This is a genomic window from Gaiella sp. (assembly GCF_057140465.1).
Window position 1 is genome coordinate 12,484 of the sequence record NZ_DBNHWK010000101.1, and the last position, 15,365, is coordinate 27,848.

A 15,365-nucleotide genomic window follows, 5' to 3' on the forward strand; every position below is an offset into this window, starting at 1 on the left:
CTCCACCACGCGGGTCGAGGGTGGTCCGGGGCCACCGGTCCCCGACGCGGCGGGCGCCGTCCCGCCGACGCGCACCCGGCCGACGCGGTGACACCGGTACGCTCGCTCCGTGGACGGCCTGCTGCACGTCTCCGAGCCCGTCGCCACGGCGCTCGAGGAGCGCCGCGCCGTCGTGGCGCTCGAGACGACGCTGGTCGCACACGGCTTCCCGCAGCCCGACGGTGCAGACGTCGGGCTCGCGAGCGAGGCGGCGGTGCGTGAGGCGGGTGCCGTCCCCGCGACCATCGGCGTCCTCGACGGACGGATCCACGTCGGGCTCGCCCCGTCCGAGCTCGAGCGGTTCACTGCGGACGCCCGCAAGCTCGGCCCACGCGACCTCGCCGCGTGCGCCGTGCAGGGCGCGGTCGGAGCGACGACCGTCGGCGGCACGCTCGCCGTCGCGGAGACCGTCGGCATCCGCTTCATGGGCACGGGCGGGCTGGGCGGCGTCCACCGTGGCTTCCCGAGCCCGCCCGACGTGTCGGCCGACCTCGCCGCCCTCGCACGCGCACCGGCGGTCGTCGTCTCGTCGGGCGTGAAGTCGTTGCTCGACGTCGCGGCGACCGCCGAGCTCCTGGAGACGCTCGGTGTCCCGGTGCTCGGGTGGCGCACGGACACGCTCCCGCTCTTCTACGCCTCCCGGGGCGGGCCACCGGTGTCGGCGCGGATCGAGAGCGCCGAGGAGGTCGCCCGGGTCGCTGCCGCGCACTGGGCGCTCGGCGGCGGCGGCGTCCTCGTCGGCCGCCCCCCCGACGAGAGCCTCGACGTGGAGCCGCTGATCGCGGAGGCGGTGCAGGAGGCTGCGGCCGAGGGGATCACCGGGCAGGCGGTGACGCCGTTCGTGCTCGCGACGCTCCACGAGCGCTCCGGCGGGGAGACCCTGCGGGCGAACCGCGCTCTGATCGTGGCGAACGCGCGGCTCGCCGCCGAGGTCGCGGTAGCGTACGCGGCGTCGTGAACCGTCCGCTGTCGACCTCGCCTCGCTCCGCCTCGACCGCTCCTGCGTCGACAGCCGGCCGCGGCAGCGGCCGCTTCGGGGATCGGCGCGAGCGCGGATCCGCTCTCGCAGACCCGCGCTCTGCGGGAGGAACGGGGCCGTGAGCCTCTACGACCACGTCCGCGACCTCCCGCTCGTCGTCGAGCGCTACGAGCTCGCCGGCCTCGAGCAGGTCGTGCGCCCCGACTTCACGCGGAGGACGACCGTCGTCCGCCTCGTCGGACAGGGCGAGGAGGGGCTCGGCGAGGACGTGACGTACGACGGCGAGCTCCAGGAGGCACAGCAGGCGCGCGGGCCCGTGCTGCCCCTCGCCGGATCGTGGACGATCGACACGTTCTCGCAGCTCCTTGCCACGCTGTCCCTCTTCGACACCGAGCCCGAGCGCCACGCCTACGTCGACTACCGACGGTGGGCGTTCGAGAGCGCGGCGCTCGATCTCGCGCTCCGGCAGGCCGGGCGGCCCCTCGGCGACGTCGTCGGGCGCGAGCCGCAGCCCGTCACGTTCGTCGCCTCCGGCGGCCTCGGCGAGCCGCCGACGACCACGCGTCTGCGGGGCTTCCTCGAGCTCTACCCGGACCTGCGCTTCAAGCTCGACGCGCGCCCCGACTGGACGGACGAGATCTTCGCCGAGCTCCGCACCCTGCGCTGCGTGGACTCGATCGACCTCAAGGGCCAGTACTCGGGCACGGTTGTCGACAACCCCCCCGACCCCGGGCTCTACCGACGGGTGATCGAGGCGTTTCCCGATGCGTGGATCGAGGATCCCGCGCTCACCCCGGAGACGGAGGCGCTCCTCGAGCCCGTCGCCGACCGTGTGACGTGGGACGCGCCGATCCACTCCGTGGCGGACATCGAGGCCCTGCGCTGGCCGCCCCGCACGGTCAACGTCAAGCCGTCGCGGTTCGGGTCGATCGAGCGCCTCTTCGCCGCGTACGACCACTGCGCGGCGCGGGGCATCGGCGCGTACGGCGGCGGACAGTTCGAGCTCGGCGTCGGGCGCGGCCAGATCCAGCTGCTCGCCGCGCTCTTCCACCCGGATACGCCGAACGACGTCGCGCCGGGCGGCTTCAACGCCGCCGAGGCCGCACCGGGGCTCCCGTCGAGCCCGCTCGTGGTCGACCCCGAGCCGGCCGGCTTCCGGCTCACGGCCTAGGTCTACTCGAGCGACCGGAGCAGCTCGTCGACGGAGACGAGCGGCAACGACTCGATCTTCACGCTCCCCCGCGCGCTCAGACGCACCGAGAGCTTCGCGAGCGTGAGGTCGTCCGGCGCCTCGACGATGTTCACGAAGTCGTACTCCCCGATCGATGCCCACTGGTGCAGCACCTTCGCACCGAGCTCCTCGACGTCGTGGTTCACCTCTCGCAGTCGCGCCGGGTTGGAGTTGATGGTCTGGACGCCCTTCTCCGTGAGCGACGTGAGCATCAGGTACAGCGGCATGCTGGCCTCCCGGATGGTTCCTGGTGTCGGTAGAGACTACTGCGCCCCGTTCTCCGACGGTGTCCGCCGCGACCGACGACGGCTCTCCCGATCGGTGCCGACGCGCGCGGCGAGGTTCAGGTAGAGCAGCGCCCCGCCGAGGAAGAGGATCGGCGCGAGCACGACGTCGGCGAGGAAGACCGAGACGCGAATCGTGTTGTCCGCCTGCTCGCGCAGGAGCAGCCCGAGGAGAAGCCGCGTCAGCCCGAACACGAGCACGAGCGCGGCGAGCCCGCCGACGGCGTGGACGTAGTCGGCACGAGCGACCTCGCGCGAGCGGCGGAACGCGTCGACGAAGCCGACGCCTTCGCGGATCGACGCGGGCACGACGTGGCCGGCCATCGCCAGCCACGCGACGGACACGAGCGCGAACCAGGGGAAGAAGGCGGCGGCGGGAAGGAACGCGAGCGTTCCGGCCGCGACTGCGACGACCCACGCGCGCATGACCGGCCGGACGTCGAAGACGGTGGCGCACGCGATCGCATACGTGATCGCGAAGAACGGCGCGGCCGCGACGAGCACGAGGATGCGCCCGGTCACGGAGAGGTCGAGAGCGACCTCGTCGGCGACCGCCAGCGGGATGCCCAGCGGGAGCATCGCGAGGAAGCGGCTGCCGTAGAAGCGGAGCGTCTCCGCGACGAGCTGGCCGACGGTCTGCGTCGCCGGCGGGAGGGCAGGCGGGCGCGGCTCGTCCGCCTTCGGATACCGGGGTCGGCGCACGCCGGGACGCTACCGGGCGAGCGCCACGAGGACGCGGGGTAGTGCCCCGGTGAGCGCGGCGAGCGCCCCGTCGACGTCCCAGCGAGCCCGATCGGGCTCGCCGAGCGCATTCGAGATCGCCCGCACCTCGACCGCCGCGACGCCCGCGAGCCCGCACGCCCGCAGGACGCCGAAGCCCTCCATCGCCTCGACCGCGGTGCCGCCGCGCCCGCGCGCCGACGGCCCGGAGACGGCCGCGCTCGTCCGGATCGGGACGAGCGGCGCATCGGGGAGGGCGGAGCGGACGTCGGCGAGCAACGCGGGATCGGGGAGGCTCGTCGCGACGACGGGGATCTCCGCGCGGAGGTCGACGTAGACCGCCTCGGACCCGACGACGAGCGCCCCGGGGGCGATCCCGGTCGCCCCGGCGACGCCGACGTGGAGGACGGCGTCGGGACGCCGCTCGACGAGGGCGCGCGCCGTGGCCGCGGCGGCGTCGACCGGCCCGACGCCGCAGACGAGACCGTCACGGCCGCACAGCTCCCGCTCGGTGGCGGCGACGATCAGAATCTCCCGCATGGCGATCGATCCTACGTGCGGCCGCGTGTCGCGGCCCGCGCCGGGCGGCGGGCGATGATCGCGGCCCGTCTCGTGCGCTTCGGCGACCCGCCGGGCTTCGCGCTCGAGCACGTCGACGACCCCGTCCCGGGGCCCGGGGAGGTCGTCGTCGCGCTCCGCACGGCCGCCCTCAACCGACGCGACTGGTGGATCTGGACCGATCCGGACAGCTGCACGCTCCCCGTCACCATGGGCTCCGACGGCGCCGGCGTGGTGAGCGCGGTCGGCCAGGAGGTCGACGGCGTCGCGGTCGGCGACGAGGTCGTGGTCGACGCGACGCTCGGCTGGGGCGAGCGGGAGGACGAGCCCGGCGAGGCGTTCGACATCCTCGGCGTGCCGCTCGACGGCACGTTCGCGGAGCAGGTCGTCGTCCCGGCGACGAACGTCGCGCCGCGGCCGGCCCGCCTCACGTGGGAGGAGGCCGCCGCGTTGAGCCTCGCAGGCCTCACCGCGTGGCGCGCCGTGGTCACCTGCGCCGGCGCACGCCCCGGGGCGACCATGCTCGTCACCGGCGCGGGCAGTGGTGTCTCGACGTTCGCCGTGCAGATCGCGGTCGCGCTGGGCGCGCGGGTGTTCGTCACGACGTCGACGGACGCGAAGCTCGCGCGCGCGCTCGAGCTCGGTGCGACCGCCGGGTGCAGCTATCGCGATCCGGCATGGCCGGAGCGGATCGTCGAGCTCGCGGGCGGGGAGCTCGACGCGGCGGTCGACAGCTATGGCGGCCCGTCGTGGGCCGGGGCGCTCCGCACGCTCCGCCGGGGCGGAACGCTCGTCTCCTTCGGCGACACGGGGGGCACCCGGGCGACGGTCGAGGTCGCCGACGTGTACTGGCAGTGGCGGCGCGTGCTCGGGACGACGATGGGCAGCCCCCGCGAGTACCGCGCGCTGCTGGCACACGTCGAGACGGCGTCGTGGCGCCCGGTCGTGGACAGCGTGTACACGCTCGCGGAGATCGCCGCCGGCGCGCGGCGCCTCGACGACCCGGAGCGCTTCGGCAAGATCGTGCTCTCTCTCGACACGCCGCCCAGGCCGCCATCGTGACGGCGCGCGCGATCACGGCCGTCTACGAGACCGTGCTCTATGCGGACGACGTCCCCGCGGCGGCGCGCTTCTTCTCCGATGTCCCCGGCCTCAGGCTCGTCGAGGGCCCCGACGAGCTGTCCGCCGCCTTCCGCCTTCCCGACGGCGGCGTACTGCTCGTGTTCGACCCGGCCCGCTCCGGAGCGCCCGGCCGCGCCGTCCCGTCACACGGCTCCCGGGGCCCGGGGCACGTTGCCTTCCGCATCCCGGCGGGGTCGCTCGACGAGTGGCAACGCGCGCTCGAACGGCACGGGATCCCCGTCGAGCAGATCGTCGCCTGGGCGGGCGGCGGTCACTCGCTCTACGTGCGGGATCCCGCCGGGAACTCCGTCGAGCTGACCGCCGACGAGCTCTGGCCGCCGTAGATCGGCGCTCGTCCACGCCGGCGACCGCTCCGCCCGACGGTGCGTCTCGCCGGCGGGGGCGCTACGCGGCCGTGGTCGCCGCGGTCTCGGCCCTCTCGAACACGAGCTCCCCGCGATCGGCGTGCACGCGGATCGCGTCGCCCTCGCCGTAGCGCCCCTCGAGCAGCTCGAGTGCGAGCGGGTTCTCGATCAGCCGCTGCAGCGCCCGCTTCAGCGGCCGTGCCCCGAACTGCGGGTCCCACCCCGCCTCGGCGACGAGCTCCTTCGCGTTCTCGGTCAGCTCCAGCGTCAGCTTCCGCTCCACCAGCCGCTCGCGCAGCCGCTCGAGCTGCAGCTCGACGATCTCCGCCAGCTGGTCGCGTGTGAGGCTCTCGAAGACGACGATCTCGTCCACCCGGTTCACGAACTCCGGGCGGAAGTGCTCGAGCATCGCATCGGCGGTGCGGATGTTCGAGGTCATGATCACGACGGTGTTGCGGAAGTCGACGGTGCGGCCGTGGCCGTCGGTCAGCCGGCCGTCGTCGAGCCGCTGCAGCAGGACGTTGAAGACGTCGGGGTGGGCCTTCTCGATCTCGTCGAGGAGGATCACGCAGTACGGCCGCCGCCGCACCGCCTCGGTGAGCTGGCCCCCTTCCTCGTAGCCGACGTAGCCGGGCGGCGCCCCGACGAGCCGCGACACCGTGTGCTTCTCCATGTACTCCGACATGTCGAGCCGCACCATCGCGCGCTCGTCGTCGAACATGAACTCGGCGAGCGCGCGGGCGAGCTCCGTCTTGCCGACGCCGGTCGGGCCGAGGAAGACGAAGGAGCCGATCGGTCGGTTCGGGTCCTGCAGCCCGGAGCGCGCACGCCGGAGCGCGTTCGCGACGGCGTCGATCGCAGCGTCCTGCCCGACGACGCGCCCGTGCAGCCGCTCCTCCATGTGCACGAGCTTCTCCACCTCGCCCTCGAGCAGCCGGTCGACCGGGACCCCCGTCCAGCTCGCGACGACCGAGGCGACGTCGTCCTCGTCGACCTCCTCCTTGACCATCGGCGCAGCCGCCGCGGCCGCCTCGCCGCGCTCCGCGAGCTCCTGCTCGAGCGCGGGCAGCTCCCCGTAGCGGATCTCGGCCACGCGCTGCAGGTTCCCGAGGCGCTCCTCGCGCTCGGCCTCCATGCGCAGCTCGTCGATCAGCCGTGTGATCTCCTTCACGCGGTCGAGCACGTCCTTCTCCTGCGCCCAGCGGGCGGCGAGCTCGTCGCGACGGGCCTTCGCCTCGGCGAGCTCGCGCTCCACGGGCTCGCGCACCGCCTCGGCCTCCTTGGCCATCGCCGTCAGCTCGATCTCGAGCTGCCGCACCCTGCGCTCGGCCTCGTCCAGCTCGACCGGCGAGGAGTCGATCTCCATGCGCAGCCGACTGGCCGCCTCGTCCACGAGATCGATCGCCTTGTCGGGGAGGAAGCGGTCGGAGATGTAGCGCTCCGAGAGCAGCGCGGCGGCGACGAGCGCCGCGTCGCGGATGCGCACGCCGTGGTGCGCCTCGTAGCGCTCCTTGAGGCCGCGCAGGATCGCGATCGTGTCCGCGGCCGACGGCTCGCCGACGAGCACCGGCTGGAAGCGCCGCTCGAGCGCCGCGTCCTTCTCGATGTGCGTGCGGTACTCGTCGAGGGTCGTCGCCCCCACGGCGCGCAACTCCCCCCGCGCCAGCATCGGCTTGAGCAGGTTTCCCGCGGAGACGGCGCCCTCGGCCGCCCCTGCGCCCACGATCGTGTGCAGCTCGTCGATGAAGAGCACGATCTCGCCCTCGGAGGCGGTGATCTCCGCGAGCACGGCCTTCAGGCGCTCCTCGAACTCGCCGCGGTACTTCGAGCCGGCGACGAGCGCGCCCACGTCGAGCGCCCACACCCGCTTGCCCTTCAGGCCCTCCGGCACGTCGCCGGCGACGATGCGCTGTGCGAGGCCCTCGGCGATCGCGGTCTTGCCGACTCCGGGCTCGCCGATCAGCACCGGGTTGTTCTTCGTGCGCCGGGAGAGGACCTGGATCACACGCCGGATCTCGTCGTCCCGACCGATCACCGGGTCGAGCTTCCCCTGCTCGGCGAGCGCCGTCAGGTCGCGGCCGTACTTCTCGAGCGCCTGGTAGGAGCCCTCGGGGTCCTGGCTCGTCACCCGCTGCCCGCCGCGGACGTCCTTCAGCGCCGCGAGCAGCGCGTCGCGGTCGACGAGCCCGAGCGCGAGCACGAGGTGCTCGACGGAGACGAACTCGTCGTCGAGCGATCGCATCTCGTCGAAGGCGCGGTCGAGCGCGCGGCGAAAGGACGGCCCCGCCTGCGGCTGGGCGCCGCCGCCCGAGACGGAGGGCTGCTGCCGGAGCCGCGCCTCGGCCTCCGCGCGCAGCGAGGCGGGGTCGGCTCCGGCTCGCTGCACGAGCGTCCGCGGCAGCTCCTGCTCGAGGAGCGCGACGGCGAGGTGGTCGGAGGTCAACTCCGGGTTCCCGAGCCTCCGGGCGAGCTCCTGCGCACCCGCGACCGCCTCCCCGCTCTTGATCGTCAACTTCGTGAAGTCCATCCGCTGTGGTTCCTCGCTCTCGAAGGTGTGTGATGCCTCGGCGCGGTGATCAGGCCCTCGGTGCCGGCGGCTGCGGCGGCCGGTAGAGCACGATCTCGCGGCGGTACTGCCGATGGGTGGCGCGGATCTCGTCGCGCAGCTGGCGCTCGAGCCGGTTCATGCGCCCGCGCAGTCGGCGGAGCTCGTCCTCGAGACGGAGCACGTGCTCGACTCCGGCGTGGTTCAGGCCGAGCTCGGTCGTCAGCCGTTGCACGAGCCGGAGCCGCTCGACGTCGGCGTCCGAGTAGAGGCGCGTCCCGCCGGGCGTCCGTGCCGGCCGGACGAGCCCCTTGGACTCGTACAGGCGCAGCGTCTGGGGGTGCATCCCGACGAGCTCCGCGGCCACCGAGATCATGTACCTGGGCGTCGCGTCGCTCATGCGCCGAACGCCTTCTCGCGCGGACGCTCGCGCGAGGCCTTGTCGTACGCCTCGAGCGCCTCGCGCTCCGCCTTCGTCAGCTTCGTGGGCACGGTCACCTTGATGCGGGCGAGCAGGTCGCCGCGGCCGCCGCCCTTCAGCTTCGGCGCTCCGTGCCCCTTGACGCGCAGCAGCTTCTCGCTCGGCGTGCCGCCGGGGACCTTCAGGGCGACCGGGCCGTCGGGGGTCGGGATCTCCACCGTCGCGCCGAGCGTCGCCTCGGCGTAGGTCACCGGGACCTCGAGCACGAGGTCGGCGCCGCGACGCTCGTAGAGCGGCGACGACTCGACCTGGACGCGCACCCAGAGGTCGCCGGGCGGCCCGCCGTAGGCTCCCGGCTCGCCCTTGCCGCGCAGCCTGATCCGGGTCCCGTCGCGGGCGCCGGCGGGGACCTTCACGCGGTAGCGCTTCGTCACCCGCTCGTGCCCGGCGCCGGCGCAGCGCGCGCAGGGGGTGTCGACGACGACCCCGTTGCCGCGACACCGCGCACACGGGTGGGAGAGGGCGAACAGGCCCTGGTTGTCGGAGACGACGCCCGAGCCGCCGCAGTCGGGGCACTGGCGGGGCGCGGTGCCCGGCTCGGCGCCGGTCCCTCCGCACGCGCCGCACGGAGCCTCGGTCTCGACGGGGACGCGGATCTCGACGCCGCCGAGCGCGTCGTCGAAGGAGACGCGCACGCGTGTCTCGAGATCGGCGCCCCGCTGGGCACGCGGTCGGCCCTGACGTGCTCCGCGGCCGCCGAAGAAGCCGCCGAGGCCCCCGAAGAGGTCGGACAGGTCGCCGACGTCGACGTTCTCGAAGCGGACGTCCTGGAAGCCGTCACCGGCGAACGCGCCGGGCCCCGCCGCCCCGAAGCGGTCGTACTGCTCGCGGCGCTGGGGGTCGGACAGGAGGTCGTAGGCGTCCTGGACCTCCTTGAAGCGCTCCTCGGCGGCGCCGTCCCCCGGGTTCCGATCCGGGTGGTTCTCGCGCGCGAGCTTCCGGTACGCCTTCTTGATCTCGTCGGCGCTCGCCGTCTTCGGGACGCCGAGCACCTCGTACGGGTTCCTGGCCCGGGTCGCCACGACGCCTACTCCGCGACGATCACGCGCGCCGGCCGGAGCACGACGTCCCCGAGCCGGAACCCCCGCTGCACGATCTCCACGACGTCACCGCTCGGGACGTCGTCCGCCGGCGTCGTCATCAGCGCCTCGTGCGCGTGCGGGTCGAACGCGCCGTCCGCCTCGATCTCCACGAGCCCCTCCCCCGCGAGCACGCCCTGGAGGGCGTCGCGGGTCATGCGCACGCCGTCGAGCACCGTCGCCTCCTCGTGCCTCTCGGCGGCGTCGAGCGCACGCTCGAGATCGTCGAGCACCGGCAGGAGCCGCTCGACGAGGTTGGCGCTCGCCCGGGCGACGAGCGCCTGCTGGTCGCGCGCGACGCGCTTCCGGTAGTTGTCGAACTCCGCCGCGACCCGCTGCAGGTCGGCCAGGTACTCGTCGCGCGCCGCCTCCGCCTCGGCGAGCCGCGCGGCGAGCCCGTCGTCGGCGTCGCCGGCGACCGCGTCGGGGGAGGCGCCCGACTCCGGCGCTTCTCCCTCGACGACGTCGGTGAGCTCCGGCTCGGTCACGCCTTCGCCGCCTCGTCCTCGTCGATCACCTCGTAGTCGGCGTCCTCGATCACCTCGTCCTCCGACCCGGCGGACGCGCCGCCGTTCCCGTCCGAGGACTGCGCCGCCGAGGCCTGCGCCTCCGCGTAGATCGCCTGGGCGAGCGGCTGGGCCGCCTGCTGGAGGGCGTTCGTCTTCTCGCGGATCGCCGCCACGTCGGTGCCCTCGATCGCGGTGTGGAGCTCCGCGAGCGCCGCGTCGACGACGCGCGCCTGCTCGGCGTCGACCTTGTCGCGGTGCTCGGCGAGCGTCTTCTCGGTCGAGTACGCGAGCGTCTCCGCCGCGTTCCGGGCGTCGGCGAGCTCGCGCAGGGCGTGCGCCTCCTCGGCGTGGCCCTCGGCCTCCTTGACCATCCGCTGCACCTCGTCCTCGGACAGGCCCGAGCCGCCCTCGATGCGGATCTGCTGCTCGTTGCCCGTCCCCATGTCCTTCGCGGAGACGTGGATGATCCCGTTCGCGTCGATGTCGAACGTGACCTGCACCTGCGGCATGCCGCGGGGGGCCGGTGGGATGCCGACGAGCTGGAACTTGCCGAGTGTCTTGTTGAACGCGGCCATCTCCGACTCGCCCTGGAGCACGTGGATCTCGACCGACGGCTGGTTGTCCTCGGCGGTCGTGAACGTCTCCGACGCCTTCTTCGGGATCGTCGTGTTCCGCTCGATCAGCTTCGTGAACACGCCGCCCTTCGTCTCGATGCCGAGCGAGAGCGGGGTCACGTCGAGCAGGAGCACGTCCTTCACCTCGCCCTTGAGCACGCCGCCCTGGATCGCGGCGCCGAGCGCGACCACCTCGTCGGGGTTGACGCCCTTGTGCGGCTCCTTGCCGACGAGCTCCTTCACCCTCTCGACGACCGCGGGCATGCGGGTCATGCCGCCGACGAGGATCACGTGATCGATGTCCGACGCGGACAGCTCGGCGTCGGCGAGCGCCTGCTTCGTCGGCCCGACGAGGCGCTCGAGCAGCGAGCTCGCGAGCTCGTTGAGCTTCGCCCGCGTGAGCTGGAGGTCGAGGTGCTTCGGCCCCTCGGCGGTCGCGGTGATGAACGGCAGGTTGATCTGCGTCGACATCGCCGAGGAGAGCTCGATCTTCGCCTTCTCGGCGGCCTCGTACAGGCGCTGCAGCGCCATCTTGTCGACGGAGAGGTCGATCCCCTGCTCGCGCTTGAACTCGGCCACCATCCAGTCGACGATCGCCTTGTCGAAGTTGTCGCCGCCGAGGTGGTTGTCGCCGTTCGTCGACTTGACCTCGAAGACGCCCTCGCCGAGCTCCAGCACCGACACGTCGAACGTGCCGCCGCCGAGGTCGAACACGAGCAGGAGCTGATCCGCGCCCTCCTTGTCGAGGCCGTAGGCGAGGGCGGCCGCGGTCGGCTCGTTGATGATGCGGACGACGTTGAGGCCCGCGATCCGGCCCGCGTCCTTCGTCGCCTCCCGCTGCGCGTTGTTGAAGTAGGCCGGGACGGTGATCACGGCGTCCGTGACCGACTCGCCGAGATACGCCTCGGCGTCGGTCTTGATCTTCTGCAGGATCATCGCGCTGATCTCCGGCGGCGCGAACCCGCGCTCGTCCGCCGTCACACGCGCATCCCCGTTCTCGCCCTCGACGACCTCGTAGGGCACGATCGTCATCTCCTCGGAGACCTCGTCCCACTTGCGCCCCATGAAGCGCTTGATCGAGAAGATCGTGTTCTGGGGGTTCGTCACCTGCTGGCGCCGCGCGGGCGCCCCGACGAGCCGCTGACCGTCCTTCGTGAACGCGACGACGGACGGCGTCGTCCGCCCACCCTCCGCGTTCGGGATCACGGTCGGCTCGCCGCCCTCGAGCACCGCCATGCAGCTGTTCGTGGTGCCGAGGTCGATTCCGATCGTCTTCGCCATGATGTGTCGTCGTCTCCTCGTCCGGGGTCTGGCAGGTTGAGTCGAAGCGACTCATGAAAATATGAGTCGCATCGTAGCAGATCACCAAGCGAGGCCTCGGCCCTCCTCGTGACGGGCACTCAGCGCGAGAGCCCGATCAGCACGCCACCGGCGACCACGAGCACCGCCCCCGCGACGAGACGCGGCCCGACGCGCTCCTGTCGCCGGAGGAGGAGGGCGGCGAGCCCCACGCCCCACAGCGACTCGGTCGCGATCATCGGCGACACCACCGTCACCGGCCCCCGGTAGTAGGCCTCGAAGACGCAGACGTACGACAGGCCGAAGAGGACACCCGCGGGGACGAACGCGGGGAGCCTGTGCACGCCCAGCGGGCGGCGGGCGACGATCACCCACGCGAGGATCGTCGCCGTGCCGCCGACGACCGTCGCGAGGGCCGCGAGCTCCGGGCTGACGTCGGTGTCGAGCGAGAGCCACCGCACGAGGTTGTCCCGGGTCGCGAACGCGAGGGTCGCCCCGAGCGCGAAGACGAGGCCGATCCAGAGGAACGACTCGGGCCGCGTGCGCTCCCCGACGAGGAGCACGCCCCCGACGACGATCAGCACCGCGCCCGCGGCGAGGCCGGCGACGAGCGTCTCGTCGAGGAAGACCAGCGCGATCACCGTCGAGAACAGCGGCGCGGTGCCGGCGACGACGGACGTCCGCGACGCGCCCGCGTGACGAACGCCGAGCAGGAACAGCGTCATGCAGCCCGGCCAGAGGAGCCCGGCGAGCAGGAAGGGCCAGGTCCCGTCGACCGCCGCGACGCCGCGCAGCGCCGCCGCGAGGCCGACCACGCCGAGCGCCGGGACGATCGTGAGGAGCGCGCCCGACTCGGCCGCGCCTCCGAGCCGCAGAGGCGGACGGAGCGCGACGGTCATCGCTCCGAAGAGGAAGGCGGCAGCGGCGCCGAGCAGGACGGCGTCCATCAGCGCCCTCGACGCGGCGCCAGGCGTTGCAGCGCCCGCGCCGCCGACGGCTCGGCAAGGACGATGCCGGCGAGCATCACGGCGCAGCCGAGGGCGCCGAGCCAGCCGAGCACCTCGCCCGCCAGCAGGACGCCGAACAGTGCCGCGAACGGCGCCTCGAGGGTGAAGACGAGCGCAGCTCGCGCCGCGGTCGTGCGCGCCTGCACCCACGTCGCGACGAGGTAGCCGAGCGCACCCGCGAACACGCCAGTGACGAGGAGCGCGCCCCAGACCGTGATCCCCCTCGGCACCTCGAGCTGACCGACGGCGAGCGCGATCACCGTGAACCCGACGAACGACGTCGCCATCTGCAGGAACGTCAGCGCACGCGGGTCGTACCGGGGCGCGAACCGCTCCATCGCGGCGATCTGGAGCGCCTGCACCAGCGCGTTGGCGAGCACGAGGGCATTGCCCACGGTCGAGCCGCCCGGGACGCCGTTCAGGAGCAGGAGACCGACGAGGGCGAGCGCGATCCCGGCCCACAGCGCCGGCGGCACCCGGGTGCGGAACAACGCGAGGGCGATGAGGGGGGTGAAGACGACGTACAGCCCGGTGATGAAGCCCGTGCTCGCCACCGTCGTCAGCTCGAGCCCGGCCGTCTGGAGGGCGTAGGCGGAGGCGAGCAACACCCCGACCCCGGCCCCTGCGAGGAGGCCCGCCCGCGGCGTCTCCCGGAGGGGACGCCACGCGAACGGCGCGAGGACGGCGGTCGAGATCGCGAAGCGGACGGCGAGGAACGCGAACAGCGGATAGAGGACGAGCGCGTCCTGGACCTGGACGAACGTGACCCCCCACACGGCGGTGACGGCGACGAGCGCGAACAGTGGCCCAGACGTGCGCAGATGCACCGGCGCAGGCTACTGCCGAACGAGCCCGAAGGCATCTGCCGCCGCGATCGTGGACGGCCCGGCCGGTGCGGTCGGGGCCGCCCGGGGCACGCCGGCCCGCGGACGCCGGCAACCCGCCGCTGGACACGAGGACGTGGCAGTCGGGCTACGCTCTCGGCGGATGACCGTGGTCGACACCCTGGGTCGCCCCGTGCGCGACCTGCGCATCTCGGTCACCGACCGCTGCAACTTCCGGTGCACCTACTGCATGCCGAAGAGCGTGTTCGGGCGCGACTACCGGTTCATGCCGCGGCGCGAGCTGCTCACCTTCGAGGAGATCGAGCGCGTCGCCCGAACGTTCGTCACGTTCGGGCTCCGGAAGATCCGCCTCACCGGGGGTGAGCCCCTGCTGCGCGCCGACATCGAGGTGCTCGTCGGCATGCTCGCACGGATCGACGGCCTCGAGCTGACACTCACCACGAACGGTGCGCTGCTCTCCCGGATGGCATCAGCGCTGCGGGACGCCGGCCTCGATCGGGTGACCGTCTCTCTCGACTCGCTCGACGAGGACACCTTCCGCGCGATGAACGACGTCGACTTCCCCGTCGCACGTGTCCTCGAGGGGATCGACGACGCGGCCGCCGCCGGGCTCCCCGTGAAGGTGAACGCCGTCGTCAGGCGGGGCGTGAACGACGGCGGGATCGTCGACCTGGCGCGCCACTTCCGGGGGTCGGGGCACACGATGCGGTTCATCGAGTACATGGACGTCGGGGCCACGAACGGCTGGCGACTCGACGACGTCGTGCCGGCCGCCGAGATCGTCCGTCGCATCGACGAGGTGTTCCCGCTCGAGCCCGTCGAGCCGGCGTACACGGGCGAGGTCGCACGGCGGTGGCGGTACCGGGACGGCGCGGGCGAGATCGGGGTCATCGCCTCCGTCACGCAGCCGTTCTGCGGCGGGTGCACGCGCGCACGGGTGTCGGCCGAGGGGAAGCTCTACACGTGCCTGTTCGCCGTCGGCGGCACCGACCTCCGGGCGCTGTTGCGCTCGGGTACGGGCGACGGCGAGCTCGCGTCGGCGATCGCCGCCGTCTGGGCCGCCCGCACCGACCGCTACTCGGAGCGACGCACCGAGGCGACCGCCGCGTTGCCGAAGGTCGAGATGTCGTACATCGGCGGCTGAGCGCCGCCCCCCGCACGCGCCGTCGACCCGGGGCGCACCGAGGGGCCGGGGGCCGCTAGGCCCAGTCCATCGGCACGTAGCCCGAGGTGGTGGGCGCGGACGCGATCAGCACACGCGCGACGACGTCGCCGTCGTTCCGCACCGTCCGCGTCCGCTCCGGGTCGAGACGGGCGAACGACCCTTCCCGCAGCGGATGGTCGACACCGTCGACGACGAGCGTGGGCGCGCCGGAGACCACGTAGAAGACCTCCTCCTGCGACCTGCCGAGCTCGTCGTGCTCGGGGATCGAGTCCCCCGGCCGCAGGTCGACCATGTTCATCCCGAACGCCTGCAGCCCGAGCGAGCGCCGCACCAGCACCCACTTCCCGTAGGCGCGTTCGAGGCCCTCGTCGTGCACGATCGCGAAGCCGCTCACCACTGCCTCCTCCTCTTCCTCGCTAGCACCGTGGGCGCGATCGTGACACGGGAACGGCCCGCACGCACGTGCGGGAAACCCCGAAGGCGGATCGGCGCCCGCACCGATGCCCGGGCACCTGCGCGCCGG

The 15,365-nt window shown here is 73.1% G+C and carries 16 protein-coding genes; 5 read left to right on the forward strand and 11 right to left on the reverse strand.

Annotated features, from left to right (window positions below; translation table 11 throughout):
- The first annotated feature begins 109 nt into the window (after nucleotides 1-109).
- Nucleotides 110-997: a pseudouridine-5'-phosphate glycosidase gene (locus AC162C_RS13965; protein ID WP_484098064.1), complete on the forward strand. Its 888-nt coding sequence runs from the start codon at nucleotides 110-112 to the stop codon at nucleotides 995-997.
- A 139-nt stretch (nucleotides 998-1,136) separates the two neighbouring features.
- Nucleotides 1,137-2,189 carry a hypothetical protein gene (locus AC162C_RS13970; RefSeq protein WP_484098065.1) on the forward strand — a complete coding sequence of 351 codons (1,053 nt, stop codon included), beginning with the start codon at nucleotides 1,137-1,139 and terminating at the stop codon, nucleotides 2,187-2,189.
- Nucleotides 2,190-2,191: 2 nt separating this feature from the next.
- Here AC162C_RS13970 and AC162C_RS13975 read toward each other — a convergent pair whose 3' ends face one another.
- The 3 genes from AC162C_RS13975 to AC162C_RS13985 are packed head-to-tail and all read right to left on the reverse strand — an operon-like array spanning nucleotide 2,192 to nucleotide 3,793.
- Nucleotides 2,192-2,476: a GYD domain-containing protein gene (locus tag AC162C_RS13975; protein ID WP_462972554.1), complete on the reverse strand. Its 285-nt coding sequence runs from the start codon at nucleotides 2,474-2,476 to the stop codon at nucleotides 2,192-2,194.
- Between the two features lie 36 nt (nucleotides 2,477-2,512).
- Nucleotides 2,513-3,235: a hypothetical protein gene (locus AC162C_RS13980; protein WP_484098066.1), complete on the reverse strand. Its 723-nt coding sequence runs from the start codon at nucleotides 3,233-3,235 to the stop codon at nucleotides 2,513-2,515.
- Between the two features lie 9 nt (nucleotides 3,236-3,244).
- On the reverse strand, nucleotides 3,245-3,793 hold the full coding sequence (locus AC162C_RS13985) for a phosphorylase family protein (RefSeq protein ID WP_484098067.1): 549 nt from the start codon (nucleotides 3,791-3,793) through the stop codon (nucleotides 3,245-3,247).
- A 54-nt stretch (nucleotides 3,794-3,847) separates the two neighbouring features.
- On the opposite strand from AC162C_RS13985, the gene AC162C_RS13990 reads away from it, so the two are divergent.
- Both AC162C_RS13990 and AC162C_RS13995 read left to right on the forward strand, forming a co-directional pair.
- Nucleotides 3,848-4,873, forward strand: coding sequence for a zinc-binding dehydrogenase (locus tag AC162C_RS13990; protein ID WP_484098068.1), 1,026 nt, complete (start codon nucleotides 3,848-3,850; stop codon nucleotides 4,871-4,873).
- Complete coding sequence (locus AC162C_RS13995) at nucleotides 4,870-5,277, forward strand: VOC family protein (protein ID WP_484098069.1); 408 nt, start codon at nucleotides 4,870-4,872, stop codon at nucleotides 5,275-5,277. The genes AC162C_RS13990 and AC162C_RS13995 overlap by 4 nt, the downstream gene beginning before the upstream one ends.
- A gap of 61 nt (nucleotides 5,278-5,338) precedes the next feature.
- Here AC162C_RS13995 and AC162C_RS14000 read toward each other — a convergent pair whose 3' ends face one another.
- The 7 genes from AC162C_RS14000 to AC162C_RS14030 form a co-directional block, all read right to left on the reverse strand.
- Complete coding sequence (locus AC162C_RS14000) at nucleotides 5,339-7,825, reverse strand: ATP-dependent Clp protease ATP-binding subunit (protein WP_484098070.1); 2,487 nt, start codon at nucleotides 7,823-7,825, stop codon at nucleotides 5,339-5,341.
- A 49-nt stretch (nucleotides 7,826-7,874) separates the two neighbouring features.
- Complete coding sequence (locus AC162C_RS14005) at nucleotides 7,875-8,243, reverse strand: heat shock protein transcriptional repressor HspR (RefSeq protein WP_484098071.1); 369 nt, start codon at nucleotides 8,241-8,243, stop codon at nucleotides 7,875-7,877.
- Complete coding sequence (dnaJ, locus tag AC162C_RS14010) at nucleotides 8,240-9,346, reverse strand: molecular chaperone DnaJ (RefSeq protein ID WP_484098072.1); 1,107 nt, start codon at nucleotides 9,344-9,346, stop codon at nucleotides 8,240-8,242. Before dnaJ ends, AC162C_RS14005 begins: the two co-directional genes overlap by 4 nt.
- 5 nt (nucleotides 9,347-9,351) lie before the next feature.
- Nucleotides 9,352-9,891 (reverse strand): nucleotide exchange factor GrpE, encoded by a 540-nt coding sequence (locus AC162C_RS14015; protein ID WP_484098073.1) that lies wholly within the window; start codon nucleotides 9,889-9,891, stop codon nucleotides 9,352-9,354.
- Complete coding sequence (gene dnaK / locus AC162C_RS14020; RefSeq protein ID WP_484098074.1) at nucleotides 9,888-11,807, reverse strand: molecular chaperone DnaK; 1,920 nt, start codon at nucleotides 11,805-11,807, stop codon at nucleotides 9,888-9,890. The genes AC162C_RS14015 and dnaK overlap by 4 nt, the downstream gene beginning before the upstream one ends.
- A gap of 119 nt (nucleotides 11,808-11,926) precedes the next feature.
- Nucleotides 11,927-12,772, reverse strand: coding sequence for a DMT family transporter (locus AC162C_RS14025; protein WP_484098075.1), 846 nt, complete (start codon nucleotides 12,770-12,772; stop codon nucleotides 11,927-11,929).
- Nucleotides 12,772-13,659 (reverse strand): DMT family transporter, encoded by an 888-nt coding sequence (locus tag AC162C_RS14030; protein WP_462972565.1) that lies wholly within the window; start codon nucleotides 13,657-13,659, stop codon nucleotides 12,772-12,774. Before AC162C_RS14030 ends, AC162C_RS14025 begins: the two co-directional genes overlap by 1 nt.
- Nucleotides 13,660-13,819: 160 nt before the next feature.
- Between AC162C_RS14030 and moaA the strand changes: the two genes are divergently transcribed.
- Complete coding sequence (gene moaA, locus AC162C_RS14035) at nucleotides 13,820-14,821, forward strand: GTP 3',8-cyclase MoaA (protein ID WP_484098076.1); 1,002 nt, start codon at nucleotides 13,820-13,822, stop codon at nucleotides 14,819-14,821.
- A gap of 55 nt (nucleotides 14,822-14,876) precedes the next feature.
- On the opposite strand, the gene AC162C_RS14040 is transcribed toward moaA, so the two are convergent.
- Complete coding sequence (locus AC162C_RS14040) at nucleotides 14,877-15,236, reverse strand: cupin domain-containing protein (RefSeq protein ID WP_484098077.1); 360 nt, start codon at nucleotides 15,234-15,236, stop codon at nucleotides 14,877-14,879.
- Nucleotides 15,237-15,365 lie beyond the last annotated feature (129 nt).

Excerpts from the sequence above, each read along its gene's own strand:
- dnaK (WP_484098074.1), bottom strand. The coding sequence starts at position 11,807 with ATGGCGAAGACGATCGGAATCGACCTCGGCACCACGAACAGCTGCATG.
- AC162C_RS14025 (WP_484098075.1), bottom strand. The coding sequence starts at position 12,772 with ATGGACGCCGTCCTGCTCGGCGCCGCTGCCGCCTTCCTCTTCGGAGCG.
- moaA (WP_484098076.1), top strand. The coding sequence starts at position 13,820 with ATGACCGTGGTCGACACCCTGGGTCGCCCCGTGCGCGACCTGCGCATC.
- AC162C_RS13975 (WP_462972554.1), bottom strand. The coding sequence starts at position 2,476 with ATGCCGCTGTACCTGATGCTCACGTCGCTCACGGAGAAGGGCGTCCAG.
- AC162C_RS13985 (WP_484098067.1), bottom strand. The coding sequence starts at position 3,793 with ATGCGGGAGATTCTGATCGTCGCCGCCACCGAGCGGGAGCTGTGCGGC.
- AC162C_RS14005 (WP_484098071.1), bottom strand. The coding sequence starts at position 8,243 with ATGAGCGACGCGACGCCCAGGTACATGATCTCGGTGGCCGCGGAGCTC.
- AC162C_RS14000 (WP_484098070.1), bottom strand. The coding sequence starts at position 7,825 with ATGGACTTCACGAAGTTGACGATCAAGAGCGGGGAGGCGGTCGCGGGT.
- AC162C_RS13990 (WP_484098068.1), top strand. The coding sequence starts at position 3,848 with ATGATCGCGGCCCGTCTCGTGCGCTTCGGCGACCCGCCGGGCTTCGCG.